9 protein-coding genes and 5 pseudogenes are annotated in these 16448 nt (G+C 58.8%); 5 read left to right on the forward strand and 9 right to left on the reverse strand.

Features of this window, described 5'->3' with window-relative positions; translation table 11 throughout:
• Positions 1-8: 8 nt before the first annotated feature.
• A pseudogene (locus HAP41_RS44235) lies at positions 9-1029 on the reverse strand (hydrogenase small subunit).
• A gap of 1372 nt (positions 1030-2401) precedes the next feature.
• Positions 2402-2686 (reverse strand): hypothetical protein, encoded by a 285-nt coding sequence (locus HAP41_RS44240; protein ID WP_224580573.1) that lies wholly within the window; start codon positions 2684-2686, stop codon positions 2402-2404.
• A gap of 101 nt (positions 2687-2787) precedes the next feature.
• On the opposite strand from HAP41_RS44240, the gene HAP41_RS44245 reads away from it, so the two are divergent.
• Positions 2788-3831 (forward strand): IS110 family RNA-guided transposase, encoded by a 1044-nt coding sequence (locus HAP41_RS44245; RefSeq protein ID WP_166073103.1) that lies wholly within the window; start codon positions 2788-2790, stop codon positions 3829-3831.
• A 194-nt stretch (positions 3832-4025) separates the two neighbouring features.
• Here the strand turns inward: HAP41_RS44245 and HAP41_RS50845 are convergent, their stop codons facing one another.
• The 7 genes and pseudogenes from HAP41_RS50845 to HAP41_RS44280 all read right to left on the reverse strand — a co-directional run bounded on the left by HAP41_RS50845 (position 4026) and on the right by HAP41_RS44280 (position 10257).
• Complete coding sequence (locus HAP41_RS50845; RefSeq protein ID WP_414643356.1) at positions 4026-4598, reverse strand: molybdate ABC transporter permease subunit; 573 nt, start codon at positions 4596-4598, stop codon at positions 4026-4028.
• Positions 4599-4707: 109 nt separating this feature from the next.
• A complete protein-coding gene (locus HAP41_RS44255) occupies positions 4708-5172 on the reverse strand; it encodes a hypothetical protein (RefSeq protein ID WP_166073057.1) in 465 nt (154 codons plus the stop codon).
• 424 nt (positions 5173-5596) lie between these two features.
• Positions 5597-6575: pseudogene (locus HAP41_RS44260) on the reverse strand (PDR/VanB family oxidoreductase).
• A gap of 96 nt (positions 6576-6671) precedes the next feature.
• A pseudogene (locus HAP41_RS44265) lies at positions 6672-7954 on the reverse strand (IS256 family transposase).
• Positions 7955-8046: 92 nt separating this feature from the next.
• Positions 8047-8762: pseudogene (locus tag HAP41_RS44270) on the reverse strand (GntR family transcriptional regulator); the annotation flags it as partial.
• A gap of 3 nt (positions 8763-8765) precedes the next feature.
• Positions 8766-9813, reverse strand: a pseudogene (locus HAP41_RS44275) (aromatic ring-hydroxylating dioxygenase subunit alpha).
• A gap of 255 nt (positions 9814-10068) precedes the next feature.
• Positions 10069-10257: a hypothetical protein gene (locus HAP41_RS44280; protein WP_414643269.1), complete on the reverse strand. Its 189-nt coding sequence runs from the start codon at positions 10255-10257 to the stop codon at positions 10069-10071.
• 522 nt (positions 10258-10779) lie between these two features.
• Between HAP41_RS44280 and dctA the strand changes: the two genes are divergently transcribed.
• From dctA to HAP41_RS44300, 4 genes are all read left to right on the forward strand, one after another.
• Positions 10780-12102: a C4-dicarboxylate transporter DctA gene (gene dctA / locus HAP41_RS44285; RefSeq protein ID WP_166073047.1), complete on the forward strand. Its 1323-nt coding sequence runs from the start codon at positions 10780-10782 to the stop codon at positions 12100-12102.
• Between the two features lie 467 nt (positions 12103-12569).
• Positions 12570-12899, forward strand: a complete 330-nt coding sequence (locus HAP41_RS44290; RefSeq protein ID WP_166073024.1) for a hypothetical protein — start codon at positions 12570-12572, stop codon at positions 12897-12899.
• A gap of 147 nt (positions 12900-13046) precedes the next feature.
• Positions 13047-15719 (forward strand): PAS domain S-box protein, encoded by a 2673-nt coding sequence (locus tag HAP41_RS44295; RefSeq protein WP_166073013.1) that lies wholly within the window; start codon positions 13047-13049, stop codon positions 15717-15719.
• Positions 15716-16393, forward strand: a complete 678-nt coding sequence (locus HAP41_RS44300; RefSeq protein WP_166072984.1) for a response regulator transcription factor — start codon at positions 15716-15718, stop codon at positions 16391-16393. The genes HAP41_RS44295 and HAP41_RS44300 overlap by 4 nt, the downstream gene beginning before the upstream one ends.
• Positions 16394-16448 lie beyond the last annotated feature (55 nt).

The raw sequence follows: 16448 nt of genomic DNA on the forward strand, positions 1-16448 counted from the left end.
CCTTCCCCTCAACTCGGCTTACTTTTGTCAGTTGCGCGATCCGGCTTGTGGGTCAACCGCTTCACAGCCGTGACCGCCGCATGCGCAGCGACGGTCAGCCCAACAACGCCGGCAGCGGCCATGCCAATCTGATCGGCGTTCTTCTCAATGCCGAGTGGCCAGATTGAATCGGGAATGACACGCCGCCGTTCCCGAACGGCCGAACAGGCATTGTAAGTGGTCGGCCCCTTGCAGCCCATGTTGTATAAGCAATAGCCCTTGCGTGCGCCCTCATCGTCCCACTCCTCGACAAACTGGCCAGCGTCGAAATGGGAACGCCGATAGCACTTGTCGTGAATGCGCTCGGAATAAAACATCTTGGGGCGTCCCAGGCGATCGAGCTGCGGCAGCTTTCCGAACGCGGTCACGAAGGTCACCAGGCCGGTCATGACCTCTGCGATGTGCGGGCACCCGGGCACCTTGATGATCGGCCTGTTGGTGATCACCTTATCGATCGGCACCGCCCCAGTCGGATTGGGCTCGGCCGCTTGCACGCAGCCCGAGGACGCACACGTGCCCCAAGCGACGATCGCCATGGACTCTTCCGCCATCGACCTGAGCTTTTCAACGAACGGCTTGCCGCCGTCTATGCAGAACATGCCCCCTTCGTTCAGCGGCGGATTGCCTTCCACGGCAAGCACATACCTGCCCTTGTACTTGGCACGGGTTTCCTCCAGGATGGCTTCGGCTTGGTGTCCTGCCGCCGCCATGATAGTGTCGTCATAGTCAGCGAAATCATCGATAGCAGCGGTCTTCAATCAACGGATGAGACGATCGGATAAAGCTTTCCGAGCAGCAGGTGCACTCGAGCCCGTGCATCCAGATGACCGGCACACGCGGCTTGATCTCCAAGGCGGAAGCAATACCGCTTGCGGCGAGCGAACCGAGTCCGAAGCTCCCGGTTATCAAACTGCAGAATTTGTGAAAACTACGACGCGTGATACCCTGACGTCTGATCACGCTGTAGAAAGTTTCCGATGCCCCGCCCATGGCCCCTTCCAAGTGACTTGTCGGCCGTAACAATTACTGACCTCAACAGCAAGAAACAGGCCACCGCATGGGAGCACACTCGGCAGATACGCGACCGCCGCTTCGCGATTATCGGTAGGGATGAGCGAGCCGAGCTCGCGAGGCACAAGCTACGCGTTGTCCGCCATTCGTGCTAATGATCCGTCGGGGCGGATCGATCCGATGCATCTTTCATTCAGTGGGTGCTTGCTGCGCGAGCACTTTCACAGGATCTATAATCGGAGTCTGGACCTTCAAAGCTCACATCCAGCGGCGCCAGTCCAGGTCAACTCACCTGAATTGCCTGGAAGCGCCGAGGAGCCCTTTCATGCGCGCACAGCCGCTCCGAGTCCCAATCCCGCAAAGTCGTTGGAGATTATGTGATGCGCCGTCTTGAGATCTCGATAGCGTTGCCCATCAAGGTCCTGCCGTTTAGCAGCATTTGTCCAAACCGCACAGCGTCATGGACTGTCACAAATACGCAAGCTCCCCCGCAGTCAAACTTCGTCGGACTTCGAGGAGCTCGAGTTCTGTGGCTTTCCTGTCAGAGGGGCGTCTAGAAATTGACGCGCGGGGCGCTCGCGTTGCGATCCCGACAAATGGAACGTGGCATCTTGCGTTTCGATCAGCCTCCACGTGCTGTTCGCAGGATACTGTCACAATCGCTATTCGCTGACTTTTCGACAACAATCCCGAGCACATCGGTCGAGAAGATGGGGCAGCGGCAGCTTAGTATGGCTTCGATGAAAGCCTGTTCATCGCTCTTGACCGGCGGAGCTACGAAATTCGGATGAAGACGCGCTGCTTGATCCGAGCTATCCGGGCGCGCCATAAGTGAGGCTAATCTATGGCGCCCTCGGCGATCGAATTTTTGATCAACCGTCAGGCTGCACCCCCTCTATTGTTTTTGCGAAGTCCAGGTAGTGCCCGGTAATCTGGGCCTGCAGAGGTAAGCAACTTGCCTCAGCGTAATAGGCAATCGCCATTATCGGTTTGGCGACGGACGCGACTGCGAATATCGCTTCGAAGCGCATCGATGTTGCTTTCGCAGGGATCGAATTGCCCGTATGCCTTTAGTGGATGAGCTTGCCGCCTCAGGCGATGCAACCCGCGCCGGCACGCACTTGCCAGCGATCGAGCGCAGAGCTCCTCCAGTTTGGCAAGGCGGCTCTTGGAACTCCGACGTCAAGCCCCAGCCTCCCGCAGAGGCGCGACGTGCGGCGAATTAAAGCCGATTCCAGCGGCAGCCGCGGCCATAACGGATGGCCGGATCCGGCTTGCAATGCGGCTGCTCGCTCACGATCGGACATGTCTGGCCGTCATACCGAAGCGGATTTAATCAGGGCTGGTGCCCTCATGTGCCTCTTCTGGCACAGCGTTTGTCGATGAAGGTTAGAATAAAAATGACGGCAAAGGCAAACATCACCATACCGCCGGCAATCCAACTTGCCTCGCTCCAGCGCGATTCTTGCACATAGTCAATGACATAAGCTGACAACACCTTGGTGCGCCCAGGAATGTTGCCGCCGATCATCATCACTACGCCGAAGGTGCCGATCGAATGAGCAAAGCCAACCAAGGCAGCCTTGAGAAACTCCAGTCGCACCAACGGCAGACCGATAGTAATGAAGGCATACAATGGAGAAGCACGCTGATTGATGTGGTGGAACGGCCCGCTCCGACAGCATCATCGTGCTAAAACGTGGTCGTTGTTCGAACGCCACAAGGAGGGACCGTTCCATGAAGCAGGTTAGCACCATCGGGTTGGATTTGGCGAAGCACATTTTTCAAGTTCACGGCGCGGGTGCCGATGGCTCGCCGGTGTTCAACCGGAGACTACGGCGCAGCGAGGTCCTGCATTTCTTCTCGAAGCAGCCGGCCTGCCTTGTCGGAATAGAAGCCTGTGGCAGCGCTCACTATTGGGCACGCGAGATTGCAACTCTCGGCCATGAAGTGCGGCTGATCCCACCAGCTTACGTCAAGCCGTTTGTGAAGCGTGGAAAAACGGATGCGGCGGATGCCGAGGCCATCAGCGAAGCCGTGACTCGCAAGACCATGCGCTTCGTTCCGATCAAAACGGCCGAGCAACAAGCCGGAATGATGGTCCTGAAGAGTCGCGCACTTCTGGTGAAACAGCAAACGCAGACGATCAACGCCCTGCGCTCGCATCTGGCTGAGTTGGGCATCATTGCCGCCGCCGGCCGGACAAAGGTCGAGGCGTTGGTTGCAATCGTACGGGATGTAGCAGATATCCGCTTGCCTGCGGCAGCGCGCTTCGCGCTGACGGCAATTGCCGATCAGATCGAGGCTCAGGCGGACCAGATTGACAAGCTCGAGCGAGCCATTGTTGCCGCGGCAAGGACCGACAAGGACATGCGCCGACTGACTACCATCCCCGGCATTGGAGCCATTACAGCGGCGACCATCAAGGCGCTGGTGCCAGATCCCGGCGGCTTCAAATCCGCTCGTCACTTTGCTGCCTGGCTGGGACTGACGCCGCGACAGCATTCGAGTGGGGGCAAGGAGCGGATGGGGCGAATCTCGAAGATGGGAAACCCCGAACTTCGGAGCCTCCTCGTTCTTGGGGCGACATCCGTCCTGCGAATTGCCCGGAAGGCTGATCGGGCGCCGCCATGGTTGAAGTCGTTGCTCGCCAGACGTCCGTACAAGGTGGCAGCGGTCGCACTGGCCAACAAGACAGCGCGAATTGCCTGGGCGCTCTTGAACAGGGGCGGGATTTATCGGCATCCGGAGACGCTAGCGACGACTACGGCTGCCGCTTGATGAATACAGCAGTTGTCAAAGATATCTGACCGGCGCGGGCCGGCAGAGGGCAAGGAGCAATAACAGGCGATGAACCCACGGGACGAAATCCCGACACGAGTGAGGCTGGCGCGACAATGCGCTTCAAGCGCGTCTGATTGATTTAGCCCCTTGTGTCGCGGACTTCATCGAGGCCAGCGGTCATGCGCCGCGCTTTACAGGCCGTATACATGACCGCACCGCTCCCATGTGTGAAGTCGACTGAGAAAGCTCTTGCGCCCGCGGGCCGTTCCATACATGACGAGCGGTCCCCCGCCTATCGCAATAAAGGCATTATGGATCGGCTGCACCACCAAAGGGAGCGCTGAGAGGACCGATCCGACTACAATTCCTGCAAAGGTAAAGGCGAGCGTGTGCTCGCCCCAGAAAGAGGCGAGAAAGCCACCCGGTCTGTTCGGGCCGAGCAGGACGAGTACGCAGAAACCAAGCGCCGTCGGAGGCAGCACCAGCGGCAGCGCGATGATCGTCGCCACCGCCTTGCTCAAAACCGTCTTTGAACGTGCCAGCCACCATGCGAGTGGCGCGCCAACAACCAAAAGGATCATCGTCGTCAGGCTGGCGAGCTCGATCGTGAGCGCAACGGATCGCCAGATCTCGGCCGAAAAGGTATCCATGTGCGTCAGCTCCACGGTGAGAGCACGTTGCCATATCGGCAGAGCGATCGCCTGCACGTCCGGCTTGCTGAAGGATTTGGCATGCAGCGCCTTTTGGCCGGATCCAACCTCCAAGAGCGAGCATCCTGCCAGGTCGGTTCACAAGGTCCTTTGCTAACCGCCGGCGCATTCTCACATCGTTGCCTTTTAGCGGCGATTCAGAATCTCCGGTTGAATCAATCGATCAATCTGTGGGATCGACGCACACTGTACTAGCTTCGGCCGCGCCGCCTTCCCCATTGCGAATGCATCTGCGGTGTCCGGCCCACTCGTCCCCTTTTGCGGCGACGACGCGCCTGCGGATCGACGGCACGGAGAACGACGACGGCTTGCGCGCACGATTCACAACGTTCGAAGCCGAACTCGCCAGAGAGGCGAAGTGGCTTTCCAGCGGCGCGAGGCCGCCCTCAAGCAGCCGAGCCGGGCGACCGCGGTCGCCCGAGCGAAACGCCAGAAATGTTGGAGCTTGCGTGGCCTGGCTGTATAGCTCAGTGCCCGCTATGACATTCAACATGGCTTCGGACCACCTCGCCCGCTTTGACAATCCGGCAAGCCTATCCGTCGGCATGCGGAACTTGATGAGGGGTGCCATATTGACGCGCGTCGTTTCTGCGAGAGAGGGCAAGAGGGCGGAAATCGCAGTACTCATCGGAGACTCCTGTGACAGGGCCGCTTCAACAGCAGCTCCTGTCTTGTCGTCCAGCAATGTCTGTGCCGCTTGCCAAATGTGATGCACTCCGTGCTCAACGTGAGGAAAAACGCGCATAGATGCGGGCATTGCTGTGGAGTGGACCTAACGCTCTGTCAGCTTTCTGGCATCATTGTCCTCGAGCGGACAGCGCCGCACACTGAAACTGCAGAGTTGACGTGCGCGAGATGCCCTTGGGGTCTCATAACGTTCCTCGACGGAAATCCTCGCGTGCATCTCCTGCTTCGAAGAATTGGTTAGCCGTTCCTTAAACGCTAGCAGGTATGACGGCCGGCAACCGCGCGACAGTCCCATGCGTGGTCATGCGCCAGTTGTTCCGAGCGCTGGACTAAGACCCACTGCCGAAACAAGCGCTGCAACGAGCCTATATCGTGTCCAGGCGATGTAGTATATCGAGGGTTATCGTGTCGTGAGCGCGCGAATCGCATGCACAGATCTTTGCGTTCGCGCGCTTTTGCTGCTCGCTGAAGAAGACGTCGCGGTGGTCAAGCTCACCGTCGATGTTGACGAGATCGATCGCACACACGCCGCACTCCCCGCGCCGGCAATCCGCAATCAGCTCGTAACCCGCTGCATTGAGTACATCGAGCAACGAGCGATCGCGCGGAATCGTTGGCTCGATGGCACGATCTGCAAGGCACACCCGGAAACCTTCAGTCGGCAGCGAGCCACTCGAACCGAAGGTCTCGTAGCGTAGGTCCGCTAGTGTGCGCCCTGCGCCGGTCCAAGCCCGGCGGGCCGGATCGAGCATCCGCATCGGACCACACAAGAGTGTCAAGGCGTTAGGCGGCAGCGAGGCGAACAAGTCATCGAAATCGAGCCGACGCCCTTCGTTGCTTGCATGGATATTAAGTCTCTCGTTCAGCAAGGGGGCGAGGACATCCAGATAGACGGCTTGATCACAAGAAGGCACGGCATAATGTAAAGTGAATTGGCTATCGCGGCGGGCTATCGCTTGAGCCCCTATTCGTGGTGTAATATCGATGCCCCGGCGATTAGGCAGCAGTGCCGGCGCGCCCAGTCTATCGACAGCAGTGAGACCGGCAATGTAATGGTCAGCCGCGTGCCCGGCGCGAGCGACCACATGTACTGCGAGCCGCCGCGCGAGTCCTCCACGCGCCGCACCGCAATGCCATAGCCCGCCCAGTCGACTTCGCCGACCAAGGAGTAGGACCGCGTCTCCGGCCGTGTCCATCGACAGTGACGGCGACATTGATATGGCTGCCCACCGGATAGGCCGCGCCATCAAAGTTGTCCGGCTTGATCAGCAGCTCGCGGATCGAAGGCGTCAGATCGCATGTCGCAACGAGGGTTGCGGGTATCCAGCTTTCAATGAACCGCATGCAGCTCCCTTCAATCGCCTGCCATCCTAATGAGCGCCAGTCCCGGCAGCTGGTCGGAATGGAGCTATCGCCAAATTTTGGTGACGGCGCGGCCGGTCAGGCGGCGGCGGTTATGGGCTGACGGTCAGTCGGTTTGGCGATGAGCTCGATCCCGTCGTTGAATGTCACACCGAGAACGAGTTTTGGCAACTGGTTGTGGCCATCGAGACGACGCCGGCTTTTCTGCGCGGCCTCAAGCAGTTTGAAGACCATCGCGAGCGCCGTTCTGTTGGACAGGCAGCCCTTTGATCGGATCGTGCGGTGGCGCACGGTAGCGAAGGTGCTTTCAATGGGATTGGTGGTCCGCAGGTATTTCCAGTGTTCGGCCGGGAAGTCGTAGAACGCCAGTAGCGTGTCCCGATCCTTGCTCAGGCAGTCGGCCGCCTTCTCGTATTTGGGCGTATAGCTCTCGATGAAGGCGTCGAACGCCAGCTCGGCGGCGGCCTTGGTTTCGGCCATCCAGCTCTCCTGCAACGCGCGTTTGGCTTTAGGCTGCTGGCTCTTCGGCAACTTGGCGATCACGTTGGCGGTCTTGTGTACCCAGCAGCGCTGCTCGCGCGTTTTCGGCCAGACCTCGCCGGCGGCCTTCCAGAACCCGAGCGCGCCGTCGGCGATGGTGAGCCGCGGCGGCACGCCGAGCCCGCGCCGCTTCAGGTCGAGCAGCAGATCGCGCCAGTCCTGCGCGCTCTCGCGGGCGCCATCGGTGAAGCCGACCAGTTCCTTGCGGCCTTCCGGCGTCGCGCCGATCAGCACCAGGATGCACTGCTTTTCGTCTTCGAGGCGTGCTTGGAGATGGATGCCATCGGCCCAGATGTAGACGTAGCGCTTCGCCGACAGATCGCGCCTCTGCCACGCGGTGTGTTCGTCAAGCCAACCGTCCTTCAGACGGCCGATGGCGGATGCCGACAACCCGGCAGCATCCTTGCCGAGCAGCGCCGCCAGAGCCTCGGAGAAGTCGCCGGTGGAGATACCCTTCAGGTAAAGGATCGGCAGCAGCGTCTCGATCGATTTCGAGCGGCGCATGTAGGGCGGCAGGATCGACGGAGAGAACCGGATGCGGTCGGGATCGGTAGCCTCCGCCTCGCGATCGCGTACACGCGGCTGGCGGACGCCGACCGGACCGATACCGGTCATCACCTCGCGTTCCGGCAGGTGACCGTGGCGCACGAGCGCTGGTGGCCGTCCGCAGTCTTCAAATCGGCATGCTTGCCGAGAAAGTCCGCGACCTCAGCCTCGACCGCCTGGGCCAACAGAGCACGCGCCCCATTGCGCAAGATTTCGATGAGTTGATCGTCGACGTTTCCTGGCTGAATCAACTTGATGATGTTATCTTTGGACACGGCATATCGCTCCTTCGGTGGAGAAGTGGAGGCGTCAAGCACCCCCACGATATGCCGCCTTCCCGATTCCCGCCGTCACCAACTTTTAGCGATAGCTCGTCGGAATGCGTCTTGTTCTTGAGCACCAAGCGCAAATTGCGCGCCGCCACTTGCGGGTGCTCTCGCAAGATTGCTTCGGCGCGCGCGCCTTCTCGATTTTCGATTGCGTCGATTACGACGCGGTGTTGATCCTGCGCAATTAGGAGTGTGTGGCGCACATCCGGCAGTGTCGATTGTGTCATCACAAAGCCGCTAGGCGAGGCGAACGGTAATGCGGACGCGCGATCGACCTGCCTGATCAAGGGCGGATGCGCGACAATTCCGTCAGCAGCGCGTGAAAGCGCGCGTTGAGCGCGACGTAGGAGGAGAAAGTCTGGACGGAGATTGGATCCTGCCGCACAAGACCGTCAGTCTCGTCAAGACAACCTTTCAAGGGTTCGAGATCGCGCAATGAAACACCCCGCTCGGCGGCAACGCGTGCGGCCAGCCTCTGGAGCGTGCCGTGCAGTTCGATCGAGTCCACGACATCACACTCGGAGAATGCCTTTACCATGAAACCACCGGAAGAGATCGCTTCCAAAAGCCCTTCCTCCTGCAGTCGAACCAGCGCCATTCGCACCGGAGTGCGCGAGGCGCCGGTCGCCTCCACAGCCTGCAATTCGGAGATCCGTTCGCCAGGCAGCAAATCACCCGACAGAATCAGATCGCGCAAACTGAGCTGGGCACGCACCGTCTGTGAGACAGAGCGATCGCTGTAACGCTCGGCCATGTCCTACTCCGCGGCTTGCCGGTGCTGCGGCGGATTTCCGCGTCGATCATGGATCTATCAGGCGGCGTGCCCACATCGCGCCAGCGTCGATGTTGAGGTTGTAGAAGACCCGATCGGCATGTTCGTCGATGGCGCGCTGTTGCGCCTCGAGAATAACCTCATCCTCCCGGAAGATGCCGGAAACGCCTTGGCGGGGTTCGGTGGTCAGACACTGTTCGCTTAAGCGGTAACTACGTACGAATGCCCAGAAATAATGGCAGCTCGTCTCCGTTTCGGGCGTGATGGTGTTGAAAACCATACCATTGACACCCGCCGAGCGATCGCCTTCGGGCGCTCCTGTTCCGGCGGGCGCCACCCCGACGTCGATATTGATGGTGCACGGCGCCTCGAAACGAATGATTTGCCAGCGGTCCACCCGACCAGGCTTTTGCAACTGTTTCGACCAGAACGGCGGCGGGGGTATTCCCCTTCATCCAGCGCGTTACCGTGGCAGTCTTCTCGCCGTGCGTGACGTCAAGCGGCGCTTCCGCGATGGCGTCGTTGCCAATACTGGCCCCGTGCACAAAGGTCTCGTGCGTCACGTCCATGAGATTGTCGACGACCAAACGATAGTCGCATTTGGGGTGAACGGTCTCACCATCAGCGACCCAAGCAGGATCGTCGTTCCAGTGCATGTCCGGCACCAAATCTGGGTCAGCCAGCGCCAGATCGGCCATCCACAGCCAGATGAAGCGATTGCGCTCGACTGCGGAATAGGCACGCACGCATGCGGAGGGATTGATTGTCTCTTGCGAGGGCATGAAGGTGCAGCGCCCCTGCGCATTGAATTTCAGCCCATGATAGCCGCGGACAACGCTGTCGCCCTCAAGGCGCCCTTTTGAGAGCGGCACCAACCGATGCCAACAGGCGTCCTCCAGCGCCGCGACTTCACCATCGGCCCGCCGATACATTACGGCGCGCCTGCCGCAGATCGTGCGCGGCAACAGCGCCTGCTTGACCTCGGCATCCCAAGCGGCCGCGTACAGGCATTGGTCGGAAAGCAACAGCTCATGCGGCAACCTCGCTTCTCTGTATAGTTAATGTATACAGCAATTCGAGATTTCGCGCGAAATATGCTCATTATGGTGAAATCTTTGCGGTCAGATCGTCGTCGTAATGGCAGCATGTATACAAAATTCGATTTTATCAACCCTATATGTCCCGGCCGGCGATGGAGAGGCATCAGCTAGTCAAACTCCCGGGACATCGCCAGACGACACATCCTGCTGCATCACAGTCCTGCATCGTCGCTATTCTCGTGCGGCGATCACCGTGACTCCTGGCGTGCATAGGGCGCAGCCTTGGGCGATTCTTGGCCGGCAGTAACGATGCCTTCACCGGGATCGGACGTTGACGCCCTGACAGCGAGATCGGCCCGCGCTTTCAGCTCTTTCAGCTCATCCAGTGCGTAGATGACGCGACCGCCAAATTCTTCGATACGTTGGCCCTGCGCCATATGTCCGGCGCTTCTTGAGCGTGCGGCCCGCCAGACGGAGATAACGCGCCCAAAAGAATCTCGATCTGACGCTCAGATGTCGCCAAGCTTCCATCGCGCGGATACCTGCGATCCAAACAATCGATTTTACCAATGCGACGCACTGTTGCATCAACTCGGCACTCGACACATTCCGATCACATCAAGCTTCAACGCTGAGACGCGACTCGGCTTACGTGCCCTGCCAGAGCAAGAGATACGTCACCCAGCGCAACGCCTTCCATTCGAACATGCGAACGCAGGTCCGAGCATTCAGATAACTCATCAAGAGATAGACGGCTTATGCCTGGTTTGATCGGCCGCAGATTAGCGTCTGGTGCAAATCTTGCTTGCCGAAAAAGATAACGTGACTGAATGCCTGCCTTTGGAATGACGCGCCGGCTCCCGGAACCGTCTTCAATCGGACAAGGCTACGGCCAAAAGGACAGCCTCGTATGATGCCGTCGGCGGCTCACATTCGAGGGAATTCGGGAAGGAAGCGTCATGACCACCATGGCAACTGCGGCGCCTGCGCGCGCGTCACAAACCTGGTATAAAATTCTCTACGTCCAAGTGTTGATCGCTATCGTGATTGGCGCCATCGTCGGATGGCAGTGGCCATCGGTCGCGACCAACGACTGGGTCAAGGCGCTCGGTGACGGCTTCATCAAGCTGATCAAGATGGTGATCGCGCCGATCATCTTCTGCACCGTTGCATCCGGCATCGCGCATATTCAGGACGCAAAGAAAGTTGGGCGCGTCGGCGTCAAGGCGCTGGTATACTTCGAAATCGTCTCCAGCTTTGCCTTGGTGTTGGGCCTTGTCATGGGCAATCTGGTTCAAGTCGGCCGTGGCGTTGCCGTCAAACCCGACGCTGCGGCAGTCGCCAATTTCGTCAAGCAGGCGGAAGCCTCGAAAACCGTCGATTTCTTTCTCAATATCATTCCCGATACCGTGGTCGGCGCCCTGGCTCGCGGCGATGTTCTGCAGGTGCTCCTGTTCGCGATCCTGTTTGGCTTTTCGCTGATGGCGCTGGGAGAGCGTGGAGCGCGGCTGCGCGGCATGATTGACGACGTTGCGCACGCGGTGTTCGGCGTGATCGCTATCATCATGAAAGCGGCTCCGATCGGCGCGTTCGGCGCAATGGCCTTCACGATCGGCAAGTTCGGGCCGGCGGTGCTCGGTAATCTGATCGGTCTGATCGCGCTATTTTATGCGACGGCCGCGATATTTGTAGTGGTCGTTCTCGGCCTAATCGCGCGCCTTGTCGGCTTTTCGATCTTCAAGTTCATTGCCTATATCAAGGATGAGCTTCTAATCGTGCTCGGCACCTCGTCTTCGGAAAGCGCGCTGCCGCAATTGATGGAGAAGCTCGAGCGGCTGGGCTGCTCCAAGCCCGTGGTCGGCCTCGTGGTGCCAACCGGCTACTCCTTCAACCTCGACGGCACCAACATCTATATGACGCTTGCGACCTTGTTCATTGCCCAGGCGCTCGGGGTCGATCTCACTCTTGGCCAGCAGCTCACGATCTTGCTCGTGGCAATGCTGGCCTCGAAGGGGGCAAGCGGCGTCACCGGCGCGGGCTTCATCACGCTCGCTGCTACGTTGTCGGTGGTCAACCCAACGCTAGTGCCGGGCATGGCAATCGTGTTCTCGATCGACAAGTTCATGAGCGAGGTACGCGCCCTTACCAATATCACCGGCAACGGCATCGCAGCTGTGTTCGTCTCCTGGTGGGAAGGCGAACTCAAGCACGGGACGCTGCACGCCCGCCTCAACCAGCCCGCCGATTCCACCAGCATCGACGTTAGAAGCACAAGGAGGTAGGCCCCGGACTTTATCCGTGATTACAAGACGCGTCGAACGCGAGTGTTGCCCAAACTTGTGATTCTTCGCAGTTCAGATCGGCTCAGCCGACCTGAACAGCAAACCGGAGCGTTTTCTCACGCGATCTCGGACCGCCTGCTTTGCGCTGCGGTCCAGGCAACTGCTCTGAGAAAGATCCTCACATATAAAGGGAAAAGAGAGCATTGTTTTCGGCAGCCATCTCCAGGCGCGCCTTTTGAGGTACAGCTCCTGGCCATCCAAATGCCGGGGCAAGGTTGGCCGAGCCAGACCATACGGTTAATGACAGAATCTGTGCGGCGTGACGGTCCACGGTACCCGGTCCGCCCATGAAACGGTTGGTACGTGGCTACTGAACCCGCCATGTCCGACCGACAATGTGGCGGCGACCTCGCTGGCGCAACTCGATCATCTGGCTTGTTCCGGTGCGCATTGCGGAAGAGACCGCGATGGACGTGATCACGGTGGACCAGATTGCCCCCTTCACCAGCATGAGATGGATCCCAGAGGGTAACGTCACGGCGCTTCACAGCTTTTCGCTGCTCTCTCCGCATAGGCAGAAGGCCTGCCGCATTGTTCAGCGTCAGCGCTTAGCTGAATTGATGTGGCCGGTGACCCTGACCTTGATGTGCCTTGGCGCCACGCAGCTGTACTCGGCCGCAGCCTCACGCGCCCGCGACCGTTTCAATAGCGAAGGAAAACAGATAGCCCGGGCTCGGTTGTACGCATGTCAGCGCGCGATATTGGATGGTTTAGGACAACTATACGTACGTTTGTAATGCGCCTTCCTTCGGTACGTGCTCAGTTCAACCGTAAGCAATCGATCCCGGAAATGCTCGTGAGCGTCTCTGGGGCAGAAAGGATTGCCTTACTTTTGCCTAGAATGTTATAGCTCTCCTGCCGCATAACGGCCGGATGGTCGAAGAATGCATAATCAGATCAGCAATTTCAAACGTTCGGCCACGCAGTTTGCCTTCGGCAGCATAACGCTGGCGGTAGTGACGCTAGCTTCCTTTTACCTTCAGGCGCATTTCGCCGCGATGGCGCTCGTCTATCTGCTGGTGATATTGCTGTTTTCGCTGATCGGCAGCTTTTTCGCTTCATGCGCGCTTTCCGTCTTAGCCATCGCTGCTTTGGCCTACTGCTTTGTGCCGCCGGCGTTCAGTCTACGGATTGACGACCCCCAAGCTCTTCCGGTGGTCGTCGCATTTCTTACGGTCTCGATCGTTGGAACACACCTGATCGGAAGAATCCGCCAGGAAAGAGAGGCTGCGCATGAGGCTGCGGCCCAGCTGCGGCGCGGCGCGGCCGATTTGAAGGATCGCGAAAAACGGTGGCACGCGATCTTTGAGCACAACCCGGCCATGTACTTCATGCTCGATGAAGCCGGTACGGTCCTCAACGTCAATACCTTCGGCGCAACACAACTCGGGTATGCTCGCGACGAACTGATCGGCCAATCCGTGCTGGGAATCTTTCTCGAGGAAGATCGCGCGTTCGTTCACAAATGCGTTCGCACCTGCCTTGAAAATATCGGCCAATCGCACACCTGGGATGTCCAGAAAATCAGGAAAGACGGCTCGGTACTGTGGGTACGTGAAAACGCTAAAGCCATGCTCTGGGCCGATGACCAGCCCATTGTCCTAATAGCGTGCGAAGATGTCACGGAGCGAAAGCGAACCGAACTTGCCCTGCAGCGGAGCGAAGCCCATTTGGCTCAGGCGCAGGAGTTGAGCCACACAGGCAGCTTCGGCTGGAACGTTGCTACCGGCGAGGTCTTTTGGTCAAAGGAGAGCTTTCGAATTTTCCAATTGGACCCGCAGACGGCTCCTGGGCCGGAACTGGTTGTCGAGCGTACCCATCCAGACGATAAAGCTTCGGTCCAAGAGATCATCGATCGAGCGATGCGAGACCCAAGGGACTTCGAGCACGAATACCGGTTGCTGCTGCCGGACGGCTCGGTGAAGCACATCCACGCGAGGGCGCGAGCAACAAGAACTGCCACCGGTGACATCGAGTTTGTCGGCGCAGCGACGGATATCACGGCAGCAAGGCAAGTAGAACAGCAGCTACGCCGTAGCGAAGCCTATTTGGCCGAGGCCCAGCGTCTCAGTCACACGGGCAGCTGGTCTTGGGACCTCTACAGTCTCGACTTTGTGTATCGCTCCGCTGAGGTCGACCGTCTATTTGGCTTTGAACCGCAAGAGACTGTATCGATCGAGACCATTCGGTCGCGCGTTCATCCAGATGACCTGCCGCCGCTTCAGGAAGTGCAGCGCCAGGCTATCGAAGGCAAGGAAGAGCGCTTCGAGTATGATTTTCGAATCCTTCTAGCAGATGGCGGGATAAGACGCATACACTCCGTCGCGCATGCGGTGGTCGGCAGCGATGGCAATGTGCGCGAACTGATCGGAACACACATGGATGTCACCGAGCAATACGCCGCTAGGGAACGCTTGGAAAACACACTTGCCGCGCTGCGCGAAAGCGAGCAGCGCTTTCGCGATTACGCCGAAACAGCTTCCGACTGGCTCTGGGAGACGGGACCAGATCATCAGGTCACCCACTTATCCGAGCACACCAGCGCTGCGGGAATATTGGCGACGGGATTGATAGGCCTGCCTCGCTGGGACATCGCGTGCGACGTCGAGGAAGAACCTGAGAAGTGGCGGCAACATCGGGCGACGCTGGAGGCGCATCTTCCGTTTCGGGATCTGGTCTACCGCACTGTCAACCGTATGAGATCTCCGATCTACGTCCGGACGAGCGGCAAGCCTTTTTTTGATTTAAACGGCAATTTCCTCGGCTACCGCGGAGTCAGCACCGACATCACCGCTTTGATTCGCGGAGATCAAACCGAACAAGAGCTCCGAAAGGCGCAGGCGGAGCTTGCGCATGTGACGCGTGTGACGACGCTAGGAGAGCTGACAACCTCCATCGCCCACGAAATCAACCAGCCACTCGCCGCGATTATCAGCAACGCCGACGCGTGCCTCGGTTGGATGGGCCGCCAGACACCTGACCTTTCCGCCGCTCGCTGTTCGGTTGAGTGGATAATCGAAGACGCAATCCGGGCAAGCGAGGTGATCCGTCGGATTCGCGCACTTGCGAAGAAAGGCGAGATCGAGATGGTACCGCTCGATATCAATGATGTCGTTAAGGATGTTATTGCTCTGGTGGCACGTGAGCTGGTTAACCACCGAGTGAAGCTAAAGACCAAGTTGACGGAAGCGCTGCCCGCGATCCTCGGTGATCGGATTCAGCTGCAACAGGTGATTATCAATCTGGTGATGAATGGGATCGAAGCCATGGACGCAGTTACGGACCGGACGCGCGAACTGGTGATTCAGTCGTCGGAGGACGACACGGGATATGTGCAGGTTACCGTGACTGATTGCGGCGTCGGGATCGCTGAAGATGATACCGACCGAGTATTAGACCCCTTCTTCACGACAAAGTCGAGTGGCCTTGGCATGGGCCTTTCGATCTGCCGCTCGATTGTGGAAGCTCATGCAGGCCGCCTCTCAGTCGTTCGCAAGCAGGGGCCGGGAGCGAGCTTTCGGTTTGACCTGCCGTTGCACAAGGAGCTCGTGCCGTGAGCGAACGCCCTTCCCCCCCGCGCGAAGGCAGCAAAGCTGAAGCGTCGGCAAATGCGACAGTCTTCGTTGTCGAAGATGACGTCTCGATGCGTCGGTCGCTAACGAACCTTTTTCAATCGGTCGGCCTGGACGTCGTTGCATTCGGATCGGCCCGCGAAATGCCACAGAGCGGGCTTCCCGATGTTGTTAGCTGCCTGGTTCTTGATATCCGGCTGCCAGGTCTGAGTGGACTTGAGTTCCAGGCTGACCTGGCGCGGTTGAACATTCATATTCCGATCATCTTCATCACCGCCCATGGCGACATTCCCATGAGCGTCAGGGCCATGAAAGGCGGAGCCGTCGATTTTCTGACCAAACCGTTTCGCGATCAGGAGCTGCTTGACGCCGTGGTCGCCGCGACCGAACGTGATCGCAAAAGACGGAAGGCTGAGCAGACCGTCGCGGAACTGCAGGCTCTATTTAACACCTTAAGCCCGCGCGAGCAGGCGGTGATGAGGCTGGTCGCTACCGGCCTGATGAACAAGCAGATAGCCGCCGAGCTGGGGCTCGCCGAGATTACGGTCAAGATCTACCGTGGACACGTAATGAAAAAGATGCGCGCCCGGTCGCTCGCGGATTTGATCAGAATGACTGAGACGCTGAGCATCCGCGCAAATCGGCCCGAACAAACCTAAGTATGATTTTACAATTTCAACACTCAAGCCCACTTTTCGCCGAGGGTGGCTAATG

Source organism: Bradyrhizobium barranii subsp. apii (assembly GCF_011516635.5).
Taxonomy (GTDB): Bacteria; Pseudomonadota; Alphaproteobacteria; order Rhizobiales; family Xanthobacteraceae; genus Bradyrhizobium; species Bradyrhizobium barranii.